Consider the following 23099-nt stretch of genomic DNA (forward strand, 5'->3'; position numbering starts at 1 on the left):
CCTAGAGGTTGTCGAGCGCGCCGGTGCGGCGCACGAGGAAGAGGTAGCCGAAGATGATCACGATCGGGATGAGCGCGATCGCCGCGGCGAGCGGCAGGTTGTTCGCGGCGCCGACGTTCGTGTAGACGAGGTTTCCGAGCATCTGGCTCGTGCCGCCCACGATGTTGACGGTGATGTAGTCGCCGAGCGAGAGCGAGAAGCTGAAGATCGTTCCGGCGATGATGGCGGGCAGCGCGAGCGGAAGCACGACGAGCCGCAGCGTCGACCACGTCTTGCCGCCGAGGTCACCCGACGCCTCGAGCAGCGAGTCGGGCACGCGCTCGAGCCCCGCGTAGATCGGCAGGATCACGTACGGCAGCCAGAGGTAGCTCAGCGTGATGATCGTCGCGGGCAGGCCGTAGCCGGGGGTGCTGCCGCCGAACGGGGCGACGAGCCACTCGAGGATGCCGTCCTGCGAGAGCACCGACCGCCACGCGTACGCCTTCACGAGGTACGACGCCCAGAGCGGGGTGAGCACCATGATGAGCAGCACCCGCTGCATGCGCGGCGTCGCCACCTTGGCCATGAAGAACGCGATCGGCAGGGCGAGGGCGACGTCGATCACGGTGACGGCGAGCGCGACGCCGATCGTGCGCAGCGTGACCGTCTGGTACAGCGAACCGGTCACGACCTCGATGATGTTGTCGAGCGTGAACTCGGTCGTGATCTCGCCCGTGAAGCTGTCGACCGACCAGAAGGCCGTGACGAGCAGCAGCACGAGGGCGACGATGTAGACGACGCCGAGCCAGAACAGGGGCGCACTCAGCAGCAGCGCGAGCCGCGCACGGGGGTGCGCGCTGAGGAAGGCGGAGCCCGCCCGCGCCGCACTGCGACGCGGGGCGGGCACCGCACGGGTGGCCGTCATCAGCCCTTGATCTCCTGCCAGGCCGAGGTCCAGGCGGCGTAGTCGGTGCACTTCACGTCGGTGCGACCGTCGACGCAGTCCTCGATCGGGGTGGTCCAGTACCAGATCTGCGACGCGTAGTCGGCGTCGCCGGCGTGGTACGCCTCGCAGTCCTCGCGGAACTCGCAGGCCGCGTCGCTCGACGGCGCCTCACCGAAGTACGACGTCGCCGCCGCATTCGCCTCGGGGCTCGAGATGTAGTCGAGCCACGCGTACGCGCAGTTCGGGTTCTTCGCCTGCGACGAGATCATCCAGGTGTCCGACCAGCCGGTCGCACCCTCCTCCGCGGGGAGCGTGACGGCGGTCTTGCCGCCTTCGCCCTCGAGCACGTTCTGGATGACCTGCCAGCTCGTGCCGACGACGGTGTCGCCGGTCTGGAACGACTGCACCTCCTTGAGGTAGTCGCTCCAGTACTCGCCGATGTTCTCGCGCTGCTGCTTCAGCAGGTCGACGGCGGCGGCGAGCTGCTCCTCGTCGAGGGCGTACGGGTTCTCGATGCCGAGGTCGGGCTGGTGCTTCATGAGGTAGAGCGCCGCGTCGGCGATGTAGATCGGCGAGTCGTAGGCGGTCACCTTGCCGGCGTAGTCGCCCGACTTGTCGAACACCACGTCCCACGAGGTGGGCTCCTCGGTGATGACGTCGGTGTTGTACATGAGCAGGTTCGCACCGTACCCGTGGGGCACGCCGTAGTTGACGCCGTCGACGGTGTTCCACGCCTGGTCCTTGAGGAAGTCGTAGATGCCGTCGTAGTTCTCGAGCAGGTCGGTGTTCACCGGCGCGACGTCGCCGCCCGCGACGAGTCGCAGCGAGGCGTCGCCCGAGGCCGAGACGACGTCGTAGTCGCCCGTCTTCATGAGGTTGAGCGCCTCGTCGCTCGTGCCGAAGGTCTTCGTGGTGACCATGCAGCCCGTCTGCTCCTCGAAGGGGGTGACCCAGTCGACGGCCGGGTCGTTCGAGCCGTCCTCGACGTAGCCGGGCCACGCGAGGATCGAGATCTGGCCCTCGGTCTCGCCGAGCTCGGTCGCGGCCTCGTTGTCGCCGCCGCCCCCGCCGCCGCCCGACGTGCCGCAGGCGGTCAGCAGTGCGACCGAGGCGAGCGCGAGTCCGACGGTCGCGCCTCGTCGCGCGTTCCGCATCCGCATCATGGTTCTCTCCTGTTTCTCTTGGTGGTTCGTTCGTGCCGGTCGGTTCTGCTCCGTCGGTCGATTCGGCGCGAAGCGCCGTATCGAGACCACGGATGCCTCAGCCCGAGATCCCCGGATAGACCGAGCCGACCGCGGCGGTCGGTGTCGGGTTCTGCGGGCCGATCGCGGCGCCGTCGACGGAGACGACGTCGTCGTCGTGCCACGAGACGACGACGCGGTCGCCGTGCTCGTCGTCGTGCATGCGGCCGCGCACGTTCTGCTCGAGCACGCTCACGCGCGGACCGGCGTCGAGGTCGACGACGAGCCGCACGCCGCTGCCGAGGTAGATCGCCTCGACGACTGTGCCGGCGGCGTTGCGCACGCCCTCGCCGGTCTGGCCGTCGGCCGAGACGGTCATCTTCTCGGGCCGCAGCGAGTGGTGCCCCTCCCGTTCGAGCAGCGCGAGCGAGTGCTCGGGCCCGAAGAGGTTCGACGTGCCGACGAAGTCGGCGACGAAACGCGAGACGGGCTGCTCGTAGAGCTCGGCCGGGGTGCCGAGCTGTTCGATGCGGCCGGCGTTGAACACGGCGATCCGGTCGGAGAGGGTCAGGGCCTCCTCCTGGTCGTGCGTCACGAAGATGAAGGTGATGCCGAGCTCGCGCTGGATCTGCTTGAGCTCGACCTGCATCTGCTCGCGGAGCTTGAGGTCGAGGGCGCCGAGCGGCTCGTCGAGCAGCAGCACCTTCGGCTCGACGACGGTCGCGCGGGCGAGGGCGACGCGCTGCCGCTGCCCGCCCGAGAGCTGCGACGGCTTGCGGTCGGCCATCTGCTCGAGCCGCACGCTCGCGAGCGCGCGGCGGGCGCGCTCGTTGCGCTCCTTCTTGCCGAGGCCGCGCACGCGCAGCCCGTAGGCGACGTTGTCGAGCACGCTCATATGCGGGAAGAGCGCGTAGTCCTGGAACACCGTGTTCACGTCGCGGTCGAACGGGGCGCGCTTCGTCACCTCTTCGCCGAAGAGCTCGATGCTGCCGCCGGTGGGCTGCTCGAACCCGGCGATGAGCCGCAGCACCGTGGTCTTGCCCGAGCCCGAGGGGCCGAGCATCGAGAAGAACTCGCCGGCGGCGATCTCGAGGTCGATGTGATCGACCGCGGTGACGGCGCCGAACTCCTTCGTGAGGCCGGTGAGCCGGATCGCCGGCTGTGCTGCAGTCATGCCATCTCCTTCGATGAACACGGTCGTTCGATGCTGTCGCGAGCAAACATCTGGAACCAGATGTTCGTCGGTATCAAATCATATGACTCCAGATGTAAATGTCCACCCCCTCGTGTTACGGTCGTGTCACAGATCTGGTCGACGGCGAACGGGAGGGTCGGATGCCCCAGGCCACCGGCCGCGCCGACGCCACGCACGCGGTCGTCTTCTCTCCGCTCGACGGCGCCGGCCGTGCCGAGCTCGTCGAGCAGCGCCTCACCGACGCGATCGTGGCGGGCGTGCTGCGCGACGGCGAGCGGCTGCCGAGCGAGTCCGAGCTCGCGAAGCGCCTCGGCGTCGCCGTCGTGACCGCGCGCGAGGCGCTCGTCGCCCTGCGCGACAAGGGCCTCGTGCTCACCCGTCGCGGCCGCGACGGCGGCAGCTTCGTCACGCACGACCGCGACGCCGCCGCCCGCATGCTCGACTCGCGGGTGCGGGCGCTCAGCCGCATCGAGCTGCGCGACCTGTCGCTGCATTATGCGGCGATCGCCGGCATGGCGGCCGAGGTCGCCGCCGACCGCGCGAGCGACGACGACCTCGCGAGCCTCGCCGACATCGACGCGCGCGCCGACCTCACGAGCGCGGGCGGTGCGCGCCGGGCGATCGGGCGGTTCCAGCTCGAGATCGCCGCGGTCAGCCAGTCGCCCCGGCTCGTGCACGAAGAGCTGCGGCTGCAGGCGGAGGCCGGCCCGCTGCTCTGGCTGTGCATGCGCGAACAGGCGTATCGTGACCGCAGCAGGCAGGCGCGCCTCGAGGTGATCGAGGCGATCCGCGCGGTCGATCCCGCCGAGGCCCGCCGTGCGACGACCGACCACATCGCCTCGGCCGTCGAATGGCTCATCGACGAGAAGGCCCGCCTCGAGGCATCCCCCCGGCCGTTGGCCGAGCCGACCACCGTGGTCGAGCGCCGGATCGAGTAGGCGCACCGAGACCCCATCCCCCACAGAAAGGACCGAGGCCATGACCGTCACCGTCGACGTCGCCGCCCTCCGCATCGCGGAGCGCATCGCCTCGACCATCGACCCCGTCTTCGCGATGATCGACGACTGGCGGGCCCGCCTCGAGGCGAGCCTCGCCACCCTGCCCGCACCGAGTGCCGCCGCATTCGACCCCGTCGTCGCCGAGCTCGTCGGCGACGCGCTCGAACGCCCCGGCAGCCTCATCACGGGCGCGGGCTTCGTCGCCGCGCCCGGCTACCTCGCCGACGCCCCGTGGCACCTCGAGTGGTGGCTGAGCGGCGCGAACACCTTCGGCTCGGGCGCCGGCCTGCGGCGGCTCGACGCGGTGAGCGACCCCGATTCCGAGCAGTTCCGCGACTACACCGGCCTCGAGTGGTGGCGCGTGCCCGCCCGCACCGGCGCCCGGCACCTGACCGGCCCGTACGTCGACTACCTGTGCACCGACGACTACACCGTCACGATCACGGTGCCCGTCGAGGTCGGCGGTGCGATGGTGGGCCTCGTCGGCACCGACCTGTACGTGGCGAGCCTCGAGCGCGAGCTCCTGCCCGTGCTGCGCGAGTCGGGGCATCCGTGCACCCTCGTGAACGCGTCGGGACGCATCGTCACCTCCACCGACGCGCGCCGTGCGACGGGGGCACTGCTGCGCCTCGACGGCCTCGCCGACGCACTGGCCCCGCTGCGCGAGCGCGAGGGCGGTGCGGATGCCTCGGACGCGGCATCCTCGTCGACCGAGCTGCCCGGCGGCGCGATCGTCGTGCCGTGCGGCGACACCTCGCTCGCGCTCGTGCTCGAGGGGTAGGCGACGGTGACTGCGACCGCACGAATGTAGGAATCCCTCCCGACCCGCCGAGGCCGGCGCCCCGCCCGCTTCCGGTCGCACGGCGCAATACGAAACACCGATGCAACGACCCTCTGCGACGATGTCACGATGACGGCGCCCGTTCCCGCACTGGTCGGCATCTCGCACGGCACCTCGTCGCCCGAGGGCCGACGGGCGGTGCGCGCGCTGCACGATGCGGTCACGACGGCGCTCGGCACGCGGCATCCGGATGCCGCGGCGTCGACCCGCCTCGGACACGTCGACGTCGAGCAGCCCGACGTGCCCGCGACGCTCGCATCGCTCGAACCGGGCGAGCCGGCGGTCGTCGTGCCGCTCCTGCTGTCGGCCGGGTACCACGTGCACGTCGACCTGACCGAGGCCGTCGAGGCGACCGCCGAACGGCGCGTCGCGCTGGCCGGTGCGCTCGGACCCGACGACCGGCTCGCGACGGTGCTCGCGCGGCGGCTCCACGAGGCGGGCGTGCGCGACGACGACACGGTCGTGCTCTCGGTCGCGGGCTCGAGCGACGCGCGCGCCGTGCGCGACTGCCACGACATGCGCGCCCGCCTCGAAACGGCGACGGGACGCGGCGTCCGACTCGGGTTCCTGTCGGCGGCGGCGCCCCTGCTCCCCGAGGCGATCGCGCAGGCGAGGGCGGATGCCCCGGGCTCGCGCGTCGTCGTCGCGAGCTACCTGCTCGCGCCCGGGTACTTCCAGGACCTCGCCGAGTCAGCCGGCGCCGACGTCGTCACCGAGCCCCTGCTCGTGGCCGATGCCCCGCCGCCGGCCGAGCTCGTCGGCATCGTGCTCGATCGCTACGACGCTGCACGCACTGCACGCTAGGCGCGTTCGAGCGTGCACTGGTCGCCCACTGCGAGGGCGGGTACTGCACTCTGGGCTGTCTCGACGGGTCCGGCGACCGCCGCACCCATCGCCGAGCGTGCACTCGTCGCCCACTGCGAGGGCGGGTACTGCACTCTGGACGAGGCGCGGGAGGGCGCCGGAGGCGAGCACGGCGAGCGCCGAGATCGTCGGCGCGCACCGACCGCTCAGCCGCCCTGCCCGGGCAGCGCCGCGACCTCGATCACGGAACCGGCCTCGGTGCAGGCCACCGCGAGATTCTCGAACGCCGACGCGAACTCGGCGTTCTCGGGTCCGGCACCGCCCTCGGCGACCGCGCGCTGCACGGACTTGATCGCGGGGGCGACCTCGGCGTCGCCGGCGATGAACTGCGTCCAGGCGTCGTCGAGCGAGGCGAGCCTCGACGCGTACTCGACGTCGTCGATCGCACCCTGCTCGTGCTGCCAGTCGGAGCGGAACCGGATGCCCTCGAGGGCGCTCGCCTGGCCGCAGAGGTGTGCGGTGTCGGCCTCGACGAGCAGGCCCGGGTCGACCTCGGCGGCCGGCGTCGTGGCCGGCGCGGGGTGCGCCTCCTGATGGTCGCTCGCGGCCGGCGTGCACGCGGTCAGCGCGAACGCGGCGGCGGCGAGCAGCACGGCGGGCAGCGCCGCGCGGCGGGCCCGCGCGCGCTGAGGGCGGCCGCTCGATCGGATGTCGGCGTCGGGTGATGCGAAGTCGTTCGGGTGCATGGCGTCTCGTCTCGGGCGTCGTCGGCGGGCGGAACGGCAGGGCGTTCGGGCAGGGCGTAGCCGCACGCTACACCACCCGGTGCGGGTCGTCGACGGTTCAGACAAACGCCATGCCGAGGCACGGTCCGAGCACGACGATCCACGCGGCCGCCGCCACGATGAGCATGCCGATCGCGATGCCGCGCGTCTTCCTGAAGAACAGCATCACGATCGCGGCGAGCGCGACGAGCACGAACGGCCAGACGATGCCGATCACCGACGGTCCGCTGGTGCTCGCGACGGTGAAGATCGTCGCGAGCATGAGCACGATCGCGATCACGTGCGCGCCGCAGCCGATGCCGACCCCGATGCCGATTCCCGCGCCCATGCTGAGGCCGGTGCGGGGCGACGGGGCCGCGGGGTCGTACGGTGCCGACCCGGGCGTCGAGGCGGCGCCCGGCGCACCGTACGCCGGCGGCTCGGCTGCCCATCCCGGCTTCGCGACCGGTGGCGGCGGGCCGTATGCCGGCAGCCCGGGCGGCGGCGTGGATGCCTCGGCCGACGGCTCCTCGGCCGCCGACGACGCCGGCTCGTCCGCGCCGGGCCCGGGTGATGCGAACGGCGGCGCGGGCTCTCCCGGCGCGACCGCCCCCGGTTCCGGCTCCCCCGGTGCGGGCCCGGTGGGCGTGGGCTCCGCCGGCGTGGCGGCGGGCTCGGCCGGCGTGGGCTCGTCGGGCGTGGGCTCTTCAGGATCCGGCACCATTGACGGCCATCCTCTCTCGGTTCGCGGTGAGCCGACCGCGCGACGCCTTCCAGGCGAGGCGGGCCAGCAGGAGTGGAATCGTGACCAGCAGGAACATCTGCGGACGGGTGAGCCCCATCCACGCGACCTCGTTGCCGCGCACGAACTCGACGAAGAAGCGGAAGATCGCGTAGGCCGCGATGTAGATCGTGAGCGTCTCGCCGGCCGCGATGGGCCGGTGCCGCAGCCAGAACCACAGCGCGATGAACGCGACCGCCTGGAAGACGATCTCGTACACGAAGCTCGGGTGCAGCGGCACCCCGGCCGGTCCGCCGACCCGGGCGGCGGCCGCCTCGTCGAGCACGATGCCCCAGTCGGCACCCGTCGGCGTTCCGGGCAGCTCGGTGAAGAGGCATCCGAACCGGCCGATCGCCATGGCGAGCGCGACCGCGGGCGCGAACAGGTCGCCCGTGCGCAGCGGGTACTTCACCAGCCGCTTCGCGACGTGCACGCCGAGCCACGCGCCGACGAGGGCGCTCAGCACCGAGGCGTTGCCCTGCGTGAGTTGCGTGACGAGGTCGAGGTTCTGCGAGGGGTCGAGATGCCGCACCCAGGTGCCGAGGCGCGAGAAGATCGCCGCCCCGGCGAGCGCGCCGAGCACGAGCGCCGCCACCCGTGCGTCGGTCTGGCCGCGGCGGCGCGACTCGACGACGAAGACGAGGCCGGCCGCGAGCATCGCGAGCGACACGAAGAACGAATGGGTGTCGATCGGCGGGCCCCAGCCGAAGAGATCGGGCAGCGTCGGATACACGGGTCAGGCCCCGATCCCCGCGAGCGCATTGGCCCAGAGCAGCACCCAGAACGGCACGGCGACGAGCGCGAGCACCTCGACCACGATGAGGTAGGCGAGCACGTTGCGGGTGTCGCCGAGCTTGCACTTCGAACGCAGCAGGCCCGCCCGGCGCGCCTTCGCGTAGCCGGCGATCGCGATGCCCGCGAACACCGCGAGCGAGATCGGGCCGAGCACGCACGTGATGAGCGCGATCGTCGTGAAGACGCACAGGCGCAGCGGGTCGTACGGGGCCGGGGCCGGAGGCGCACCGACGGTCTCGTCGAAGCGGTTCAGCCCCGAGGCATCCCAGGTGCCGAACTCGCCGCCCTCGCTCGTCATGCCCGCTCCCCCCTTCGGCCCATCAGCTCACGCGACCGTGACCGGCAGCTGCCGCCGGCCGCCCGCTGCCGACGAGGATGCCGCGGCCGAACCCGTCGCCGTCGAGATCCTCGTGCGCCCGAGCGGCGCCCACGCCTGCACCGCGCAGAACGGCGCGCACTGGTGGGCCGAGGTCTCGGCGTTGACCGTCGCGACGTGCACGCAGCACTGCGTGAGCCGCTCTTCGATCATCGTGTTGATGTCCATGAAGGGCTTCACCGTGATGCGCTTGACCCGCTCGCCGAGGAACCGCCGCAGCCGCTTGTGCTGCCCCGGCAGCGCCGAGCTCGCGAGCTGCGTGAGCGTGCCGATGCCGAGGTCGCAGCCCGTGCAGATGTCCTTCCACAACGAGCCGATCGACGGATGCGAGAGCGACGACTGCTCGCTCAGCAGGTCGAGCAGCGACTGCTTCACGCTGTCTTTCAGCGCCTGGTTGATGTTGCTGTCGGCGATGCGGTTCGCGATGAGGTCAGGGTTCAGGTCGAGGAACTCCTTGAGGCGGTCGTGGCCGACGAGCGAGGTGAGCGAGTTCCAGGTGCCCGAGTCGTCTTTCAGCAGGTAGCCGACCGAGCAGCAGTGCGGATGGCTGCACGGCAGCGCCGTGAGGTCGCGCCAGGTGACCTCGCCGTCGGTCTGCGCCTCGAGCCGCGCGAGCACGCCCGTGTGCGTGAGCCGGTCGTTCGGGTCGATGCCGGCCGAGCGGCCCGAGCCGAACACGGGCTGGATGGTCACGCCGCCGACGTACGGCGTGGTCATCGCGCGGCGGATCACCGCCCCGATCTCGCCGTCGTTGACGCCGAGCGCCGCCGTCATCGTGAGGGTCGTGAAGACGCCCGCCTCCGAGAGGCGCTCGAGCGCGCGGTCCTTGAAGCGACGGATGTCGGCACCGCGGTGGTAGGCCGACGCCTCGGCGCTCTCGCCGTCGAACTGGAGGTACACCTCGACGCGCTCCCGGTGCTTCTTAAGGGTCTCGACGAGGGCGTCGTCCTGCGCGATGCGCAGGCCGTTCGAATTGAGCAGGATGCGCACGACCGGCCGCGCGACGAGATGGTCGAGCAGCTGCTCGAGCCACGGGTAGAGCGTGGGCTCTCCGCCCGAGAGCATGAGCACGTCGATGCGGTCGTTCTCGCGCGCGAGCTTCGCGTCGACCGAGGCGAGCACCTCGGCGAGCGGCGCGACCGCGGTCGCCGCGGGGCCCGACTCGGCGAAGCACGTCGGGCAGCGCAGGTTGCAGTGGTCGGTGAGGTCTTCGAGCAGGATGCACGTGTGCTGCGTCTGCATCTCGGGCAGACCGTCTTCGTAGGCCGACGGGACCGGCTTGAAGTTGCCGGCGAGGTCGGGCGTGTGCACCTTCGTCGGGGCGGTCCACTGCTCGAGGTACTGCAGGATCTCGGGCGACTCGTCGTACATGGTCGAGATGAGCCCGTGCGTCGGGCAGCCGCGCTCGAGCCACACCCGGTCGTCGCGGATCGCGAGCCACCCCGAGAGCCGGGCGACCTCGGCGAGCGGACGCTCGGGATCTTCCTCGTGGCACCGCGGGCAGAACGCGTTCACGTAGCGATGCACGCGGTAGTCCCGCAGCGGCATCCCGGTCCCAGCGGTGGTCGGCATGCGCTCACGATAGCGGGCGGTAACCGGCCGGTCGAGTAGCGACGCAGGAGCGTATCGAGACCCGGAGGGTGCGCAGCGCCCGTCTCGAAACGGGCCCGCACGCACCGCTCCGTATGCTGGGCGAGTGGCCCGGAATCGTTCCGACACCGCCCGCACCGTGATCCTCGTCGTCTGGATCGCGGGGTTCCTCATCGGCACGACGACGCACGTCATCGACCTGGTCGTCGGCGGCGCAGACGCCTACGCCGGCTTCCCGCTCCCGGCACGGGTCTTCTGGATGTCGCTGACCCTGCTCGACCCGATCACGGTCGTGCTGCTCGCGCTGCGCCGCCGCGCCGGTATCGTGCTCGCGCTCGTCGTGATCGTGCTCGACATCGCGGTGAACTGGACCGTGTTCGCAACGTTCGGCATCCCGCTGTTCGGGGTCGTGAACCAGACGCTCTTCGCGATCCTCCTGGTCTCCACCGCGCCGCTGCTCTGGAGCTGGTTCGGGCCTCGCATGTCAAGCATGTGACGCAATGCGGCGCTGTGCGACGGGTCGTGACAGAACGTGACGGGGGCCTCCGTCACGAAGGTGCCGCCCGAGGATGCCTCGCCTAGCGTCGGCTCATCGGCGGGGCATCCGCCGTGAAATTCGACCCTCAGGAGGCCCTCGTGACGTTGAGCGAGACGGTGCGACCGGCACGGCCGGAGCGCCCGGCGCGCCCCGAGGGCCGACCCGCCCGCCCCGGCGCCAACCGCCCCAACGGCCAGTGGAAGGTCGACGGCACCGAGCCCCTGAACGCCAACGAGCAGTGGAAGCAGGAGGACGGCGGCCTCGCGGTGCGCGAGCGCATCGAGACGATCTATGCGGCCGGAGGGTTCCAGAGCATCGACGGCACCGACCTGCACGGCCGCTTCCGCTGGTGGGGGCTGTACACGCAGCGCAAGCCCGGCATCGACGGCGGCAAGACCGCGACCCTCGAGCCGCACGAGCTCGAGGACGAGTTCTTCATGCTGCGGGTGCGCATCGACGGCGGCCAGCTCACGACCGGGCAGCTGCGCGTGATCGGCGAGATCTCGACCGAGTTCGCGCGCGACACCGCCGACCTGACCGACCGCCAGAACATCCAACTGCACTGGATCCGCGTCGAGGACGTGCCCGAGATCTGGCGTCGCCTCGAGTCGGTCGGCCTGAGCACCACCGAGGCGTGCGGCGACGTGCCCCGCGTCATCCTCGGCTCGCCCGTCGCGGGCATCGCCGCCGACGAGCTCATCGACCCGACGCCGCAGATCTTCGAGATCCAGGAGCGCTACATCGGCGACCCCGAGCTCGCCAACCTGCCGCGCAAGTTCAAGTCGGCGATCACGGGCCACCCCAGCCAGGACGTCGTGCACGAGATCAACGACGTCGCGTTCGTCGCCGTCGACCACCCCGAGCTCGGCATCGGCTACGACCTCTGGGTCGGCGGCGGCCTCTCGACCAATGCGCACCTCGCCGTGCGGCTCGGCGCCTTCGTCGCGCCCGAGCGCGTCGCCGAGGTGTGGCTCGGGGTCACCTCGATCTTCCGCGACTACGGCTACCGGCGCCTGCGCAACCGCGCCCGGCTCAAGTACCTCGTCGCCGACTGGGGCGCCGAGAAGTTCCGCGAGGTGCTCGAGACCGAGTACCTCGCCACGCCGCTGCCCGACGGCCCCGCCGCCCCGAAGCCCCTCGCCCAGGGCGACCACGTCGGCGTGCACCGCCAGAAGGACGGCCGCTTCTACATCGGCGCGACCCCCTTCGTGGGCCGCATCTCGGGCACCGTGCTCACCCGCCTCGCCGACCTGCTCGACGAGGTGGGCTCGGGCCGCCTGCGCACGACGCCGCACCAGAAGATCGTGCTGCTCGACATCGACGAGCAGCACGTCGAGCGGGTGGTCGCCGGGCTCGACGAGCTCGGGCTGCAGGCCCGGCCGAGCCTCATCCGCCGCGGCACGATCGCGTGCACGGGCATCGAGTTCTGCAAGCTCGCGATCGTCGAGACGAAGCAGACCGCGACCGACGCCGTGCTCGCCCTCGAGGAGCGCCTCGCCGGCATCGACCTGCCGCACCCCATCAGCCTGCACGTCAACGGCTGCCCGAACTCGTGCGCCCGCATCCAGACCGCCGACATCGGCCTGAAGGGGCAGCTGCTGCCCGACGGCGACGGCGGCCAGACCCCCGGCTTCCAGGTGCACCTCGGCGGCGGGCTCGCGTCGACCACGCGCGAGGAGGCCGGCACCGGCCGCACCGTGCGCGGCCTCAAGGTCACCGCCGACGGGCTCGCCGACTACGTCGAGAAGGTCGTGCTGCGGTTCATCGAGCAGCGGGATGCCGCCGCCGACGAGACGTTCGCCGAGTGGGCCCACCGCGCCGACGAGGAGGAACTGCGATGAGCGCGCGCAACCTCGGCTCCACCACGGGCGGGTTGAGGAGCGACGAAGGAGCGTCTCGAAACCGCGACGCCGCGCAATCGGGTTTCGAGACGCTCGCTGGCGCTCGCTCCTCAACCCGCGGGGTGAAGCGCTCGCACGACGAGCTGCGCGCGCTCGCCGAGGCGGGGAACGCCGAACTCCGGAGCCTCGCCGACGGCGAGGCATCCGCCTACGAGGTCGTCGCCTGGGTGGCGCGCGAGTTCGACGTGGATGCCGCGGCCGTCGCCTGCTCGATGGCCGACGCCGTGCTGCCTCACGTGGTCGCGCAGTCGCTGCCGGGCGTCGACGTGCTCTTCCTCGAGACGGGCTACCACTTCGCGAAGACGATCGAGACGCGCGACCGGGTGGCCGCACAGCTCGACGTGCGCATCGTCGACGTGCTGCCCGAGCTCACGGTCGCCGAGCAGGACGCGAAGTACGGCAAGGACCTCTTCGCCCGCGACCCCGGGTCGTGCTGCGCGATGCGCAAGGTGGCCCCGCTGCAGCACGCGCTCTCGGGCTACGAGCTCTGGTTCACGGGCGTGCGCCGCGACGAGGCGCCGACCCGCACGAACACGCCGCTCGTCACCTGGGACGAGCGCAACGGCCTCGTGAAGGTCAACCCGCTCGCCGCGTGGAGCTTCGACGACCTCATCGACTACGCCGGCGCGTTCGGCGTGACGGTGAACCCGCTGCTCACCGAGGGCTACCCCTCGATCGGCTGCGAGCCGTGCACGAAGCCCGTCGCCGCGGGCGAAGACCCCCGGTCCGGCCGCTGGGCCGGCCTCGACAAGACCGAATGCGGGTTGCACCTATGACCGATGTACTGACCGCCCCGGCGGCCAAGCTCGACACGCTCGACCTGCTCGAGGCCGAGGCGATCCACATCATCCGCGAGGTCGTCGCCGAGTTCGAGCGCCCCGTGCTGCTCTTCTCGGGCGGCAAGGACTCGGTCGTCGTGCTGCACCTCGCCGCGAAGGCGTTCTGGCCGGGCCGCGTGCCGTTCCCGGTGCTGCACGTCGACACGGGGCACAACTTCCCCGAGGTGCTCGCGTTCCGCGACGCCACGGTCGAGCGGCTCGGCCTCCGGCTCGAGGTCGCCCTCGTGCAGGACTACCTCGACGACGGCCGGCTGCAGGAGCGCGCCGACGGCACCCGCAATCCGCTGCAGACGCAGCCGCTGCTCGACGCGATCGCCGCGGGCAAGCACGACGCGGTCTTCGGCGGCGCGCGCCGCGACGAGGACAAGGCCCGGGCCAAGGAGCGCATCATCTCGCTGCGCGACGAGTTCGGCCAGTGGGACCCGCGCAACCAGCGCCCCGAGCTGTGGAGCCTCTACAACGGCCGGCACACCCCCGGCCAGCACGTGCGCGCCTTCCCGATCTCGAACTGGACCGAGCTCGACGTGTGGAGCTACATCGAGCGCGAGGGCATCGAGCTGCCGCCGCTCTACTACGCGCACGAGCGCGAGGTGTTCCGCCGCGACGGCATGTGGCGCGCGGTCGGCGAGGTCTCGCAGCCGCGGCCCGACGAGCACGTCGAACGGCGCACCGTGCGGTACCGCACGGTCGGCGACATGAGCTGCACGGGCGCCGTCGAATCGGATGCGGCGGACGTGTCGGCCGTCGTGCGGGAGGTCGCGCAGTCGACGCTCACCGAACGCGGCGCGACGCGGGCCGACGACCGCATCTCGGAGGCCGCCATGGAGGACCGCAAGAAGGACGGGTACTTCTGATGAGCACTGGTTTCGATACGCGTCCGACTCCGTCGGGCGCTACTCAACCGGCGACGTTGTTCCGCTTCGCGACCGCGGGCTCGGTCGACGACGGCAAGTCGACCCTCGTCGGCCGGCTGCTGCACGACTCGAAGGCGATCCTCGCCGACCAGCTCGAGGCGGTCGCCCGCACGTCGGCCGAACGCGGCTTCGGCGCCGGCACGGGCTTCGACTTCGCCCTCCTCACCGACGGGCTTCGCGCCGAGCGCGAGCAGGGCATCACGATCGACGTCGCGTACCGGTACTTCTCGACGGGGGCGCGCAGCTTCATCCTCGCCGACTGCCCCGGCCACGTGCAGTACACGCGCAATATGGTCACGGGCGCGACGACCGCCGACGCCGTCGTCGTGCTCATCGACGCCCGCAAGGGCGTGCTCGAGCAGACCCGCCGTCACCTCTCGGTCGTCGCGCTGCTGCGCGTGCCGCACGTCATCGTCGCGGTCAACAAGATCGACCTGCTCGGCTACGACGAGCAGGCGTTCGCCGAGGTCGCCGCCGACGTGCGACGCGTCACGGGCGAACTCGGGCTCGGCGAGGTGCACGTGCTCCCCGTCTCGGCGCTCGAGGGCGACAACATCGTCGAGCGGTCGCCGAACACACCCTGGTACGAGGGTCCGGCCCTCCTCGAGCTGCTCGAGTCGCTGCCCTCGCAGGACGAGCTCGACACCGAGTTCGACCCGTTCCGCCTCGCCGTGCAGCTCGTGCTGCGCCCGCAGGGCGGTCTCTCGCCCGAGCTCGCCGCCGATGCCGAGCAGGCCGAGGAGTACCGCGACTACCGCGCCTTCGCCGGTCGCATCGGCTCGGGCCGAGTGCGGGTCGGCGACCGGGTCACGGTCTTCCCCTCGGGCATCGAGACGACGGTCACCGCGATCGATCAGGCCGGAGCATCCCTCACCGAGGCGGTGGCGCCGCAGTCGGTGGCCCTGCGCCTCGCCGACGACGTCGACGCCGCCCGCGGCGCCGTGATCGCGGCGGCGGGCACCCTGCCCGCACCGCGGCGCGAGATCGAGGCCGAGCTCTTCCAGCTCGACCCGCGGGCGCTCGTGCCCGGCACCCGGGTGCTCGTGAAGCACGGCACGTCGACCGTGCAGGGGCTCGTCGCCTCGATCGAGTCCAAGCGCGACCTCGACACCCTCGCGCACGTGCCAGCCGAGTCGCTCGACGTGAACGACATCGGCCGGGCCACGCTCCGCATCGCCGCGGAGCTGCCCCTCGAGAGGTACGAGGCGAACCGGCACGCCGGCTCGTTCCTCGTCATCCACCCCGCCGACGGCCGCACCCTGGCCGCCGGCATCACCGAACAGTAAGGAGGCGACAACCGTGAACAGCACCACCCGCACCATCCGCACGACCCTGACGATCACCGCTCTTGGAGTGGCGGCCATGATGCTGAGCGGTTGCGCCGCCTCGGCCGCGGGCGCACCGCCGGCCGGCTCCGACGAGGCCCTCGGCGGCACGCCCGCCGAGGAGCTGCGCCTCGGGTACTTCGCGAACGTCACCCACGCGCCGGCCCTCGTCGGCCTGCAGGAGGGGCTGCTGCAGGACGCGCTCGGCGACACGAAGCTCTCGACCGAGGTCTTCAACGCCGGCCCGGCCGCCGTCGAGGCGCTCTCGGCCGGCGCGATCGACGCGGCCTACATCGGCCCGAACCCGGCGATCAACACCTTCGTCAAGAGCGGCGGCGAGTCGGCCGTCGTCGTGTCGGGCGTCGCCTCGGGCGGCGCAGCACTCGTCGTCGCCGACGGCATCGACGACCCGGCCGACCTGCAGGGCACGACGCTCGCGAGCCCCCAGCTCGGCAACACCCAGGACGTCGCGCTGCGCACCTGGCTTGCCGACGAGGGGTACACGACCGACACCCAGGGCGGCGGCGACGTGCACATCACCCCGACCGAGAACTCGCAGACGCTCACGCTCTTCCAGCAGGGCGAGCTCGACGGCGCGTGGCTGCCCGAGCCGTGGGTGTCGCGACTCATCATCGACGGCGGCGCGCACGTGCTCGTCGACGAGGCCGACCTGTGGGACGACGGCGACTTCCCGACGACGGTGCTGCTCGTCTCCAAGCAGTTCCTCGCGGAGCACCCGACCACGGTGGAGGCGCTCGTCGAGGGCCACGCCGACGCCGTGCAGTTCATCGAGGACGAGCCCGCCCAGGCCGCCGAGGACATCAACGCGCAGCTCGAGGCCGACACGGGCAAGCCGCTCGGCGACGAGGTGCTCGCCCGGTCGCTCGAGCACGTGCGATTCACGGTCGACCCGGTCGCCGACACCTTCGAAGAGGTGCTCGCGAACGGCGTCGCCGCCGGCACCGCGAAGGACGGCTCGATCGACGGTCTCTTCGACCTGGCGATCCTGAACCGCGTGCTCGAGGCTCGCGGCGAGGAGCCGGTCTCAGCCGCGGGCCTCGGCACGGAGTGAGCGCATGAGCAGGCAGACGATCATCCGCATCGACGGGCTCGGCAAGCGCTTCGGCGATCGCGCCCCGCTCGTGCTCGACGACGTGACGCTGCACGTCGCGGAGGGCGAGTTCGTCTGCCTGCTCGGCGCCTCGGGCTGCGGCAAGTCGACGCTCCTCAACCTCATCGCCGGTCTCGACCGCCCGTCGACGGGCACCATCGAGGTGCCCGCCGACGGCGCGGCCGTCATGTTCCAGGAGTCGGCGCTCATGCCGTGGCTGAGCGCCCGCCGCAATGTCGAGCTCGCACTGAAGCTGCGCGGGGTGCCGCGGGGCGAGCGCCGTGCGAAGGCGCTCGAACTGCTCGACGTCGTCAATCTCGCCGACGCGGCCGAGAAGCGGCCGCACGAGCTCTCGGGCGGCATGCGGCAGCGCGTCGCCCTCGCCCGCGCGCTCGCGCAGGACCGCAAGGTGCTGCTCATGGACGAGCCGTTCGCCGCCCTCGACGCGATCACCCGCGACCTGCTCCATGAGGAGCTCGAGCGGGTCTGGCGCGAGACGGGCCGCACGATCGTGTTCGTCACCCACAACGTGCGCGAAGCCGCCCGCCTCGGCGAGCGCGTCGTGCTGCTCTCGAGCCGGCCCGGCCGCGTGGCCGGCGAATGGCGGTTGGATGCCTCGGGCCCGCGCCGTATCGAGAGCCCCGAGGTCTCGGCCGTCTCGATCGAGATCACCGAGCGCCTGCGGAAGGAGATCGCCCGCAATGCCGCATGACACCACGATCGAGACCCCGTCCCAGAGCGGGTTGAGGAGCGAGCGCAGCGAGCGTCTCGAAACCGCGACCCCTGAGACCGCAGGCCCCGAGACCGGCTCACCCGGTTTCGAGACGCGTCCTCCTTCGTCGGGCGCTCCTCAACCGGCGGAAAGTCCGACTTCGCCGGGCGCTCCCCAGCCAACGGGTGGATCGTCAGACCTCCCCGCGGGCTCCATGCCCTCCCCCGAGCTCGTCGAGCGCGCGGCATCCCCCGCGCATGACGAGGCCGAGCTGCGCGAGCTGGCCGCCGGGCTCGACCGCCTGCAGACCGACGAGACGCGGCGCGAGTCGCGCTGGCGCCGGTTCGCGTCGAGCGTGCTGCCGCCCGTCATCCTGTTCGGCGCACTGCTCGTCGTCTGGCAGGTCTACACCGTCGTCGCGAGCCCGCGCCCCGACCTCTACCCCGGGCCCGTCGACGTGTTCACCGCGATCGGCGCCGCGTGGGAGAGCGGCCGGCTGCAGCTCGCCGTCGTGACGAGCCTCGAGCGGGGCATCATCGGCTTCCTCATCGCCGTCGTCATCGGCACGCCGATCGGCCTGCTGCTCGCCGAGGTCGACTGGCTGCGCCGTGCGCTCGGTCCGTTCATCTCGGGCCTGCAGGTGCTGCCGTCGGTGGCCTGGGTGCCGGCCGCGATCATCTGGTTCCAGCTCTCCGACGCGACGGTCTACTTCGTCATCCTCATGGGCGCCGTGCCCTCGATCATCAACGGCCTCATCTCGGGCGTGAACCAGGTGCCGCCGCAGCTGCGTCGCGTCGGCCGCGTGCTCGGTGCGAACCGCGCGCAGCTCGCGACCCTCGTCGTGCTGCCCGCCGCCCTGCCCGGGTACGTCGGCGGGCTCAAGCAGGGCTGGGCGTTCTCGTGGCGCTCGCTCATGGCCGCCGAGATCATCGCGACGGGCGGCTCGATCGGCTTCGGCCTCGGCGCGCTGCTCGACCAGGGCCGCCAGCTCGCCGACCTCTCGGCGGTGTTCGTCGCGATCCTCGTCATCCTGTTCGTCGGCATCCTCGTCGAACTGTGCGTCTTCGCCCCGATCGAGCGCGCGATCCTGCGCCGTCGCGGCCTGCTCCAGGGAGGTACCCGATGAGCGGGTCTCGATACGGCGCGGGCGCGCCGACTCGACCGGCCGGACACGTGACCCTCGTCGGCGCCGGCCCGGGCGACGCCGGGCTGCTGACCATCCGCGGGCTGCGCGCGCTCGAGCGCGCCGACGTCGTCGTCGCCGACCGGCTCGGCGCCCGCGGCGTGCTCGACGGGCTCGCGGCCGAGGGCGTCGAACTGCGCGCCGAGGTCGTCGACGTCGGCAAGCTGCCCGGCCACCACGCGGTGCCGCAGGACGCGATCAACGCCCTGCTCGTCGCGCTCGCCCGCGAGGGCAAGCAGGTCGTGCGGCTGAAGGGCGGCGACCCGTTCATCTTCGGACGCGGCGGCGAGGAGCTCGCGTACTGCCGCGACCACGGCGTCGACGTCGAGGTCGTGCCCGGCATCACGAGCGCGATCTCGGTGCCGGCGATCGCGGGCATCCCGCTCACGCACCGCGGCCTCGCGACGACGTTCACCGTCGTCACGGGCCACGACCAGATCCAGGCGCTCGGCGGCGGCCGCGACCACACGGTCGTGCTGCTCATGGGCATCGGCACGCTCGCGAACTCGGCGATCACCCTCGCCCGCGGCGAGCGCGGCGGCGAATGCCCGGTCGCGATCGTCGAAGATGGATACGGCGAGCACCAGCGCGTCACGATCGGCACGCTCGACTCGATCGCCCTGCAGGCGGCCCGCCGAGGCGTGCGTTCGCCCGCGGTCGTCGTGGTCGGCGACGTCGTGACGCTCAGCCCGTACGCCGCAGGTTTCGAGCCGCTCGCTGCGCTCGCTCCTCAACCCGCTCAGTTCCCCCACGAAAGGCCATGACCCCATGACCATCTCCCTCCGCGTCGCGATCGTGGGCGCCGGCCCCGCCGGCATCTACGCCGGCAACATCCTCCGCCGCCAGGTCGCCGAACAGGGCGGCGAAGTCGCGATCGACCTGTTCGAGTCGCTGCCCGCGCCCTACGGCCTGATCCGCTACGGCGTCGCGCCCGACCACCCCCGCATCAAGGGCATCGTCAACTCCCTGCACGAGATGCTCGATGCGGGCGACATCCGCCTCATCGGCAACGTCGAGGTGGGTCGCGACGTCGAGGTCGGTGAACTGCAGGAGCGCTACGACGCGGTCATCTTCGCCACGGGCGCCCTGCGCGACGCCCCGCTCGACATCCCCGGCATCGACCTGCCCGGCTCGTACGGCGCGGCCGACTTCGTCGCCTGGTACGACGGGCACCCCGACGTGCCGCGCAGCTGGCCGCTCGAGGCGCGCGAGGTCGCCGTCATCGGCAACGGCAACGTCGCGCTCGACGTCGCGCGCGTGCTCGCGAAGCACCCGAAGGACATCCTCTCGACCGACATCCCCGCCAACGTGCTCGCCGGCCTCGAGGCATCCCCCGTCACCGATGTGCACGTGTTCGGCCGTCGCGGACCGGGGCACGTGAAGTTCACGCCGATCGAGCTGCGCGAGCTCGGCGAGGTGCCCGACGTCGACATCGTCGTGTACGACGACGACTTCGTGCGCGCGGAGGGCGACGCGCACGCCGAGGCGCTGCATGCGTCGAACAACCAGGTCAAGGTCATGACTCGCACGCTCAACGGCTGGCGCACCTCGCCGGGCTCGACTGGCACCGGCACGGCCTCGCGCCGCCTGCACCTGCACTTCCTGCACTCCCCCGCCGAGATCACGGGCGACGGGCGCGTCGAGGCGATCCGCTTCGAACGCACCCGGCCCGTCGGCGACGGCTCGGTCGAGGGCACCGGCGAGTTCGTCGAGTACCCGGTTCAGGGGGTGTACCGCGCCGTCGGCTATGCGAGCTCGCCGATCCGCGATGTGCCGTTCGACGAGCGGGCCGCGGTCATCCCCAACGAGGGCGGGCGGGTCGTGGATGCCGCGGGGTCGCCGATCCCGGGCGTCTACGCGACCGGCTGGATCAAGCGCGGCCCGGTCGGCCTCATCGGCCACACGAAGGGCGACGCACTCGAGACGATCACCAACCTCGTCGAGGATGCCGCGGCCGGCGTGCTCACGGCGCCCGTGGTGGACGCGGCCGACGGCGCCGAGATCCTCGAACTGCTCGACGCCCGCGGCGTGGAGCACACGAGCTGGCAGGGCTGGCTCGCCCTCGACGCGCACGAGCGTGCGCTGGGCGACGCCTTCGAGGCGCCGGCGCAGTACGCGGGCGTCGTGCGCGAGCGCGTCAAGGTCGTGCCCCGCGAGGAGCAGGTGTCGATCTCGCGCGACGACGTGCTGGCGCTGTCGTGACGTACGTCATCGCGCTGCCGTGCGTCGACGTCAAGGACAAGGCGTGCATCGACGAGTGCCCGGTCGACTGCATCTACGAGGGTGAGCGCTCGCTCTACATCCACCCCGACGAGTGCGTCGACTGCGGGGCGTGCGAGCCGGTGTGCCCGGTCGAGGCGATCTACTACGAAGACGACCTGCCCGACGAATGGGCCGACTACTACAAGGCCAACGTCGAGTTCTTCGAGATCACCCCGGCCGGCGCGTCGGGCGGGGCCCCGCTCGGCTCGCCCGGCGGGGCGGCGAAGACGGGTTCGCTCGCATTCGACCACCCGATCGTCGCCGCGCTCGCGCCGCAGGGCGAATAGCCTGCGGGCCGGCGTCGGCGTCAGGCGGCCGTCGAAGCGACGTCGGTCAGCCGCAGCAGCACCACGCCGCCGACGATGAGCGCGAGGGCGAGCCCGCGGAGCACGCTCATGGGCTCGTGGAGCCAGATCATTCCGACGAGGGCGGTGCCGATCGCGCCGATCCCGACGAACACGGCGTAGGCGGTTCCGACGGGCACCGTCTTCATCGCGATCTCGAGCAGCGCCAGCACGGCCACGGTCAGCACGCCGCACACGATCGTCGGGACGAGCCTCGTGAAGCCCTCCGTCAGGCGGATGCTGTGCGCCCACGCGATCTCGAGCAACCCGGCTCCGACGAGGGCGATCCATCCTGCGCTCATCGAGTTGACTCCTCCCGAAACGGACATCGTGTCCAGTTCAGTCTGCCACAGAAATCGGACACGTCGTCCACTTATACTCGGGGGATGGATCCGATGAGCGAGCCGCCGACCGAGCGCGCCGATGCCGCCGCGAACCGGCGACGCATCCTGGTCGCCGCAGAGCGACTCTTCGCCGAGCGCGGACCCGATCTCACGATGTCCGAACTCGCCGCGGCCGCCGGCGTCGGCCGAGGCACCCTCTACCGCCGATACCCCGACGTGGCCGCGGTCGCGGTCGCCCTGCTCGACGAGCACGAGCGCGCGCTGCAGCAGCGACTCTTCGACGGCCCGCCGCCCCTCGGCCCGGGCGCATCACCTGCCGAGCGCCTCCGAGCGTTCTACGGCGCCATGGTCGACCTCCTCGAGCGGCACCTGCCGCTCGCACTCGGCGCCGAGCAGGGCGCCACCCGGTACACGACCGGCGCCTACGGGTTCTGGCGCAGCTTCGTCGCGGCGCAGGTCCGGGCGGCGGGCGTCGACGACACGGCACTGCCCGACGTCCTGCTCGCTCCGCTCGCACCCGACGCGTACGCCCACCTCCGCCGAGCACGACGACAGAGCCCCGAGCAGATCGTCGCCGCACTCGTTCGCCTCTCGGCCGTGCTCGACGATCCGGCGCGCGGGTAGCGGTCAGCGCATCGCGGCGCCGGGCTCGAGCACGAGGTCGGCGACCGCGGGGTCGGCCCCGATCGCGACGAGCCGGGCGCGGAAGCCGCGACGCGCGCGCACGTACGGCTCGTCGGAGTCGCGGATCACGGCGAGCTGGTTCATCCACTCGAAGACGCCCTGCACCTCGAACGCGAACTGGTCGGCGTCGTCGGGCCCCGTGATGCCGTCGATCTCGCCGGCCTCGGCGGCGTAGCGCACCTGCACGGCGAGGTAGCCGAGCCAGTCGTCGAGCTGGGCGATGATCGCGTCGCGCACGACGCCGGGCTTCGCGTGGAAGTCGGCAGCCGCTGCCGAGAAGAAGCATCCGCCGGGAAACACCCGGTCCTGCGAGTACGCGACGACCCGGTCGAGAAGGGCGACGACGCGCGACAGGCCGCGCGGCTTCGCGCGGGCTGGCGCGATGACGGTCTCGAAGTAGCGTTCGCGGGCGGCTTCGACCGACGCGAGCTGCAGCCGCTCCTTGCTGCCGAAGAGCGTCGCGATGCTCGACTTGCTGACGTTCGCGGCGATCGCGATGCGGCCGATCGAGAGCTGGTCGAGCCCCTCGACCGAGGCGAGGTCGACGGCGTGGCCCAGCACGGCGCGCCGCGAGGCATCCCCTCGCGCCCTTCGCCCGTCGACGGCGACCGTCATCTCGCTCACGCTCTCGATTTTACGCACGATTGTGCGTATAGTGGGCGTACGATCGTTCGTATTCATTGTTGGTGTCT

The 23099-nt window shown here is 71.7% G+C and carries 25 protein-coding genes; 15 read left to right on the forward strand and 10 right to left on the reverse strand.

All coding sequences use genetic code 11. The annotated features are described in order from the left end of the window. Position 1: 1 nt before the first annotated feature. From AC3RJ6_RS00315 to AC3RJ6_RS00325, 3 genes are all read right to left on the reverse strand, one after another. Entirely contained in the window at positions 2-904 is a 903-nt protein-coding gene (locus AC3RJ6_RS00315; RefSeq protein WP_491424841.1) for an ABC transporter permease, read from the reverse strand. Further along, positions 904-2088: an ABC transporter substrate-binding protein gene (locus AC3RJ6_RS00320; protein ID WP_491424842.1), complete on the reverse strand. Its 1185-nt coding sequence runs from the start codon at positions 2086-2088 to the stop codon at positions 904-906. The genes AC3RJ6_RS00315 and AC3RJ6_RS00320 overlap by 1 nt, the downstream gene beginning before the upstream one ends. 97 nt (positions 2089-2185) lie before the next feature. Then, a complete protein-coding gene (locus AC3RJ6_RS00325; RefSeq protein WP_491424843.1) occupies positions 2186-3280 on the reverse strand; it encodes an ABC transporter ATP-binding protein in 1095 nt (364 codons plus the stop codon). Between the two features lie 161 nt (positions 3281-3441). Between AC3RJ6_RS00325 and AC3RJ6_RS00330 the strand changes: the two genes are divergently transcribed. The 3 genes from AC3RJ6_RS00330 to AC3RJ6_RS00340 all read left to right on the forward strand — a co-directional run bounded on the left by AC3RJ6_RS00330 (position 3442) and on the right by AC3RJ6_RS00340 (position 5944). Continuing rightward, the gene (locus tag AC3RJ6_RS00330) at positions 3442-4239 is read left to right on the forward strand and encodes a FadR/GntR family transcriptional regulator (protein ID WP_491424845.1); all 798 of its coding nucleotides are present in this window, start codon (positions 3442-3444) and stop codon (positions 4237-4239) included. A gap of 40 nt (positions 4240-4279) precedes the next feature. After that, positions 4280-5080, forward strand: a complete 801-nt coding sequence (locus AC3RJ6_RS00335; protein ID WP_491424846.1) for a PDC sensor domain-containing protein — start codon at positions 4280-4282, stop codon at positions 5078-5080. A 129-nt stretch (positions 5081-5209) separates the two neighbouring features. Next, complete coding sequence (locus AC3RJ6_RS00340; RefSeq protein ID WP_491424847.1) at positions 5210-5944, forward strand: sirohydrochlorin chelatase; 735 nt, start codon at positions 5210-5212, stop codon at positions 5942-5944. A gap of 206 nt (positions 5945-6150) precedes the next feature. On the opposite strand, the gene AC3RJ6_RS00345 is transcribed toward AC3RJ6_RS00340, so the two are convergent. From AC3RJ6_RS00345 to AC3RJ6_RS00365, 5 genes are all read right to left on the reverse strand, one after another. Next, on the reverse strand, positions 6151-6690 hold the full coding sequence (locus AC3RJ6_RS00345; RefSeq protein ID WP_491424848.1) for a hypothetical protein: 540 nt from the start codon (positions 6688-6690) through the stop codon (positions 6151-6153). A gap of 97 nt (positions 6691-6787) precedes the next feature. Continuing rightward, positions 6788-7432, reverse strand: coding sequence for a hypothetical protein (locus AC3RJ6_RS00350; RefSeq protein WP_491424849.1), 645 nt, complete (start codon positions 7430-7432; stop codon positions 6788-6790). Continuing rightward, complete coding sequence (locus AC3RJ6_RS00355; RefSeq protein ID WP_491424850.1) at positions 7416-8222, reverse strand: prolipoprotein diacylglyceryl transferase; 807 nt, start codon at positions 8220-8222, stop codon at positions 7416-7418. Before AC3RJ6_RS00355 ends, AC3RJ6_RS00350 begins: the two co-directional genes overlap by 17 nt. A gap of 3 nt (positions 8223-8225) precedes the next feature. Continuing rightward, on the reverse strand, positions 8226-8582 hold the full coding sequence (locus AC3RJ6_RS00360; protein WP_491424851.1) for a hypothetical protein: 357 nt from the start codon (positions 8580-8582) through the stop codon (positions 8226-8228). A 27-nt stretch (positions 8583-8609) separates the two neighbouring features. After that, positions 8610-10232: a radical SAM protein gene (locus AC3RJ6_RS00365; protein ID WP_491424852.1), complete on the reverse strand. Its 1623-nt coding sequence runs from the start codon at positions 10230-10232 to the stop codon at positions 8610-8612. 124 nt (positions 10233-10356) lie between these two features. On the opposite strand from AC3RJ6_RS00365, the gene AC3RJ6_RS00370 reads away from it, so the two are divergent. The 11 genes from AC3RJ6_RS00370 (at position 10357) to fdxA (ending at position 21322) form a co-directional block, all read left to right on the forward strand. Further along, a complete protein-coding gene (locus AC3RJ6_RS00370; protein WP_491424853.1) occupies positions 10357-10746 on the forward strand; it encodes a hypothetical protein in 390 nt (129 codons plus the stop codon). 140 nt (positions 10747-10886) lie between these two features. Beyond that, the gene (locus AC3RJ6_RS00375; RefSeq protein ID WP_491424854.1) at positions 10887-12629 is read left to right on the forward strand and encodes a nitrite/sulfite reductase; all 1743 of its coding nucleotides are present in this window, start codon (positions 10887-10889) and stop codon (positions 12627-12629) included. After that, entirely contained in the window at positions 12626-13465 is an 840-nt protein-coding gene (locus AC3RJ6_RS00380; protein ID WP_491424855.1) for a phosphoadenylyl-sulfate reductase, read from the forward strand. Before AC3RJ6_RS00375 ends, AC3RJ6_RS00380 begins: the two co-directional genes overlap by 4 nt. Further along, complete coding sequence (gene cysD, locus AC3RJ6_RS00385; RefSeq protein ID WP_491424856.1) at positions 13462-14382, forward strand: sulfate adenylyltransferase subunit CysD; 921 nt, start codon at positions 13462-13464, stop codon at positions 14380-14382. Before AC3RJ6_RS00380 ends, cysD begins: the two co-directional genes overlap by 4 nt. Continuing rightward, positions 14382-15728: a sulfate adenylyltransferase subunit 1 gene (locus AC3RJ6_RS00390; protein WP_491424857.1), complete on the forward strand. Its 1347-nt coding sequence runs from the start codon at positions 14382-14384 to the stop codon at positions 15726-15728. Before cysD ends, AC3RJ6_RS00390 begins: the two co-directional genes overlap by 1 nt. Before the next feature lie 13 nt (positions 15729-15741). After that, complete coding sequence (locus tag AC3RJ6_RS00395; RefSeq protein ID WP_491424858.1) at positions 15742-16839, forward strand: ABC transporter substrate-binding protein; 1098 nt, start codon at positions 15742-15744, stop codon at positions 16837-16839. Positions 16840-16843: 4 nt separating this feature from the next. Next, entirely contained in the window at positions 16844-17590 is a 747-nt protein-coding gene (locus AC3RJ6_RS00400; RefSeq protein ID WP_491424859.1) for an ABC transporter ATP-binding protein, read from the forward strand. A gap of 214 nt (positions 17591-17804) precedes the next feature. Continuing rightward, positions 17805-18716, forward strand: a complete 912-nt coding sequence (locus tag AC3RJ6_RS00405) for an ABC transporter permease (RefSeq protein ID WP_491424860.1) — start codon at positions 17805-17807, stop codon at positions 18714-18716. After that, a complete protein-coding gene (cobA, locus tag AC3RJ6_RS00410; RefSeq protein WP_491424861.1) occupies positions 18713-19537 on the forward strand; it encodes a uroporphyrinogen-III C-methyltransferase in 825 nt (274 codons plus the stop codon). The genes AC3RJ6_RS00405 and cobA overlap by 4 nt, the downstream gene beginning before the upstream one ends. 4 nt (positions 19538-19541) lie before the next feature. Then, on the forward strand, positions 19542-20975 hold the full coding sequence (locus AC3RJ6_RS00415) for an FAD-dependent oxidoreductase (RefSeq protein ID WP_491424862.1): 1434 nt from the start codon (positions 19542-19544) through the stop codon (positions 20973-20975). Next, the gene (fdxA, locus tag AC3RJ6_RS00420; RefSeq protein WP_491424863.1) at positions 20972-21322 is read left to right on the forward strand and encodes a ferredoxin; all 351 of its coding nucleotides are present in this window, start codon (positions 20972-20974) and stop codon (positions 21320-21322) included. Before AC3RJ6_RS00415 ends, fdxA begins: the two co-directional genes overlap by 4 nt. Before the next feature lie 20 nt (positions 21323-21342). Here the strand turns inward: fdxA and AC3RJ6_RS00425 are convergent, their stop codons facing one another. Then, positions 21343-21681 (reverse strand): DMT family transporter, encoded by a 339-nt coding sequence (locus AC3RJ6_RS00425; RefSeq protein ID WP_491424865.1) that lies wholly within the window; start codon positions 21679-21681, stop codon positions 21343-21345. An 84-nt stretch (positions 21682-21765) separates the two neighbouring features. On the opposite strand from AC3RJ6_RS00425, the gene AC3RJ6_RS00430 reads away from it, so the two are divergent. Further along, positions 21766-22347, forward strand: coding sequence for a TetR/AcrR family transcriptional regulator (locus AC3RJ6_RS00430; protein ID WP_491424866.1), 582 nt, complete (start codon positions 21766-21768; stop codon positions 22345-22347). A 3-nt stretch (positions 22348-22350) separates the two neighbouring features. Here the strand turns inward: AC3RJ6_RS00430 and AC3RJ6_RS00435 are convergent, their stop codons facing one another. Further along, positions 22351-23022, reverse strand: a complete 672-nt coding sequence (locus tag AC3RJ6_RS00435; RefSeq protein WP_491426196.1) for a TetR/AcrR family transcriptional regulator — start codon at positions 23020-23022, stop codon at positions 22351-22353. Positions 23023-23099: the final 77 nt, after the last annotated feature.

The organism is Agromyces cucurbitae (assembly GCF_058349945.1).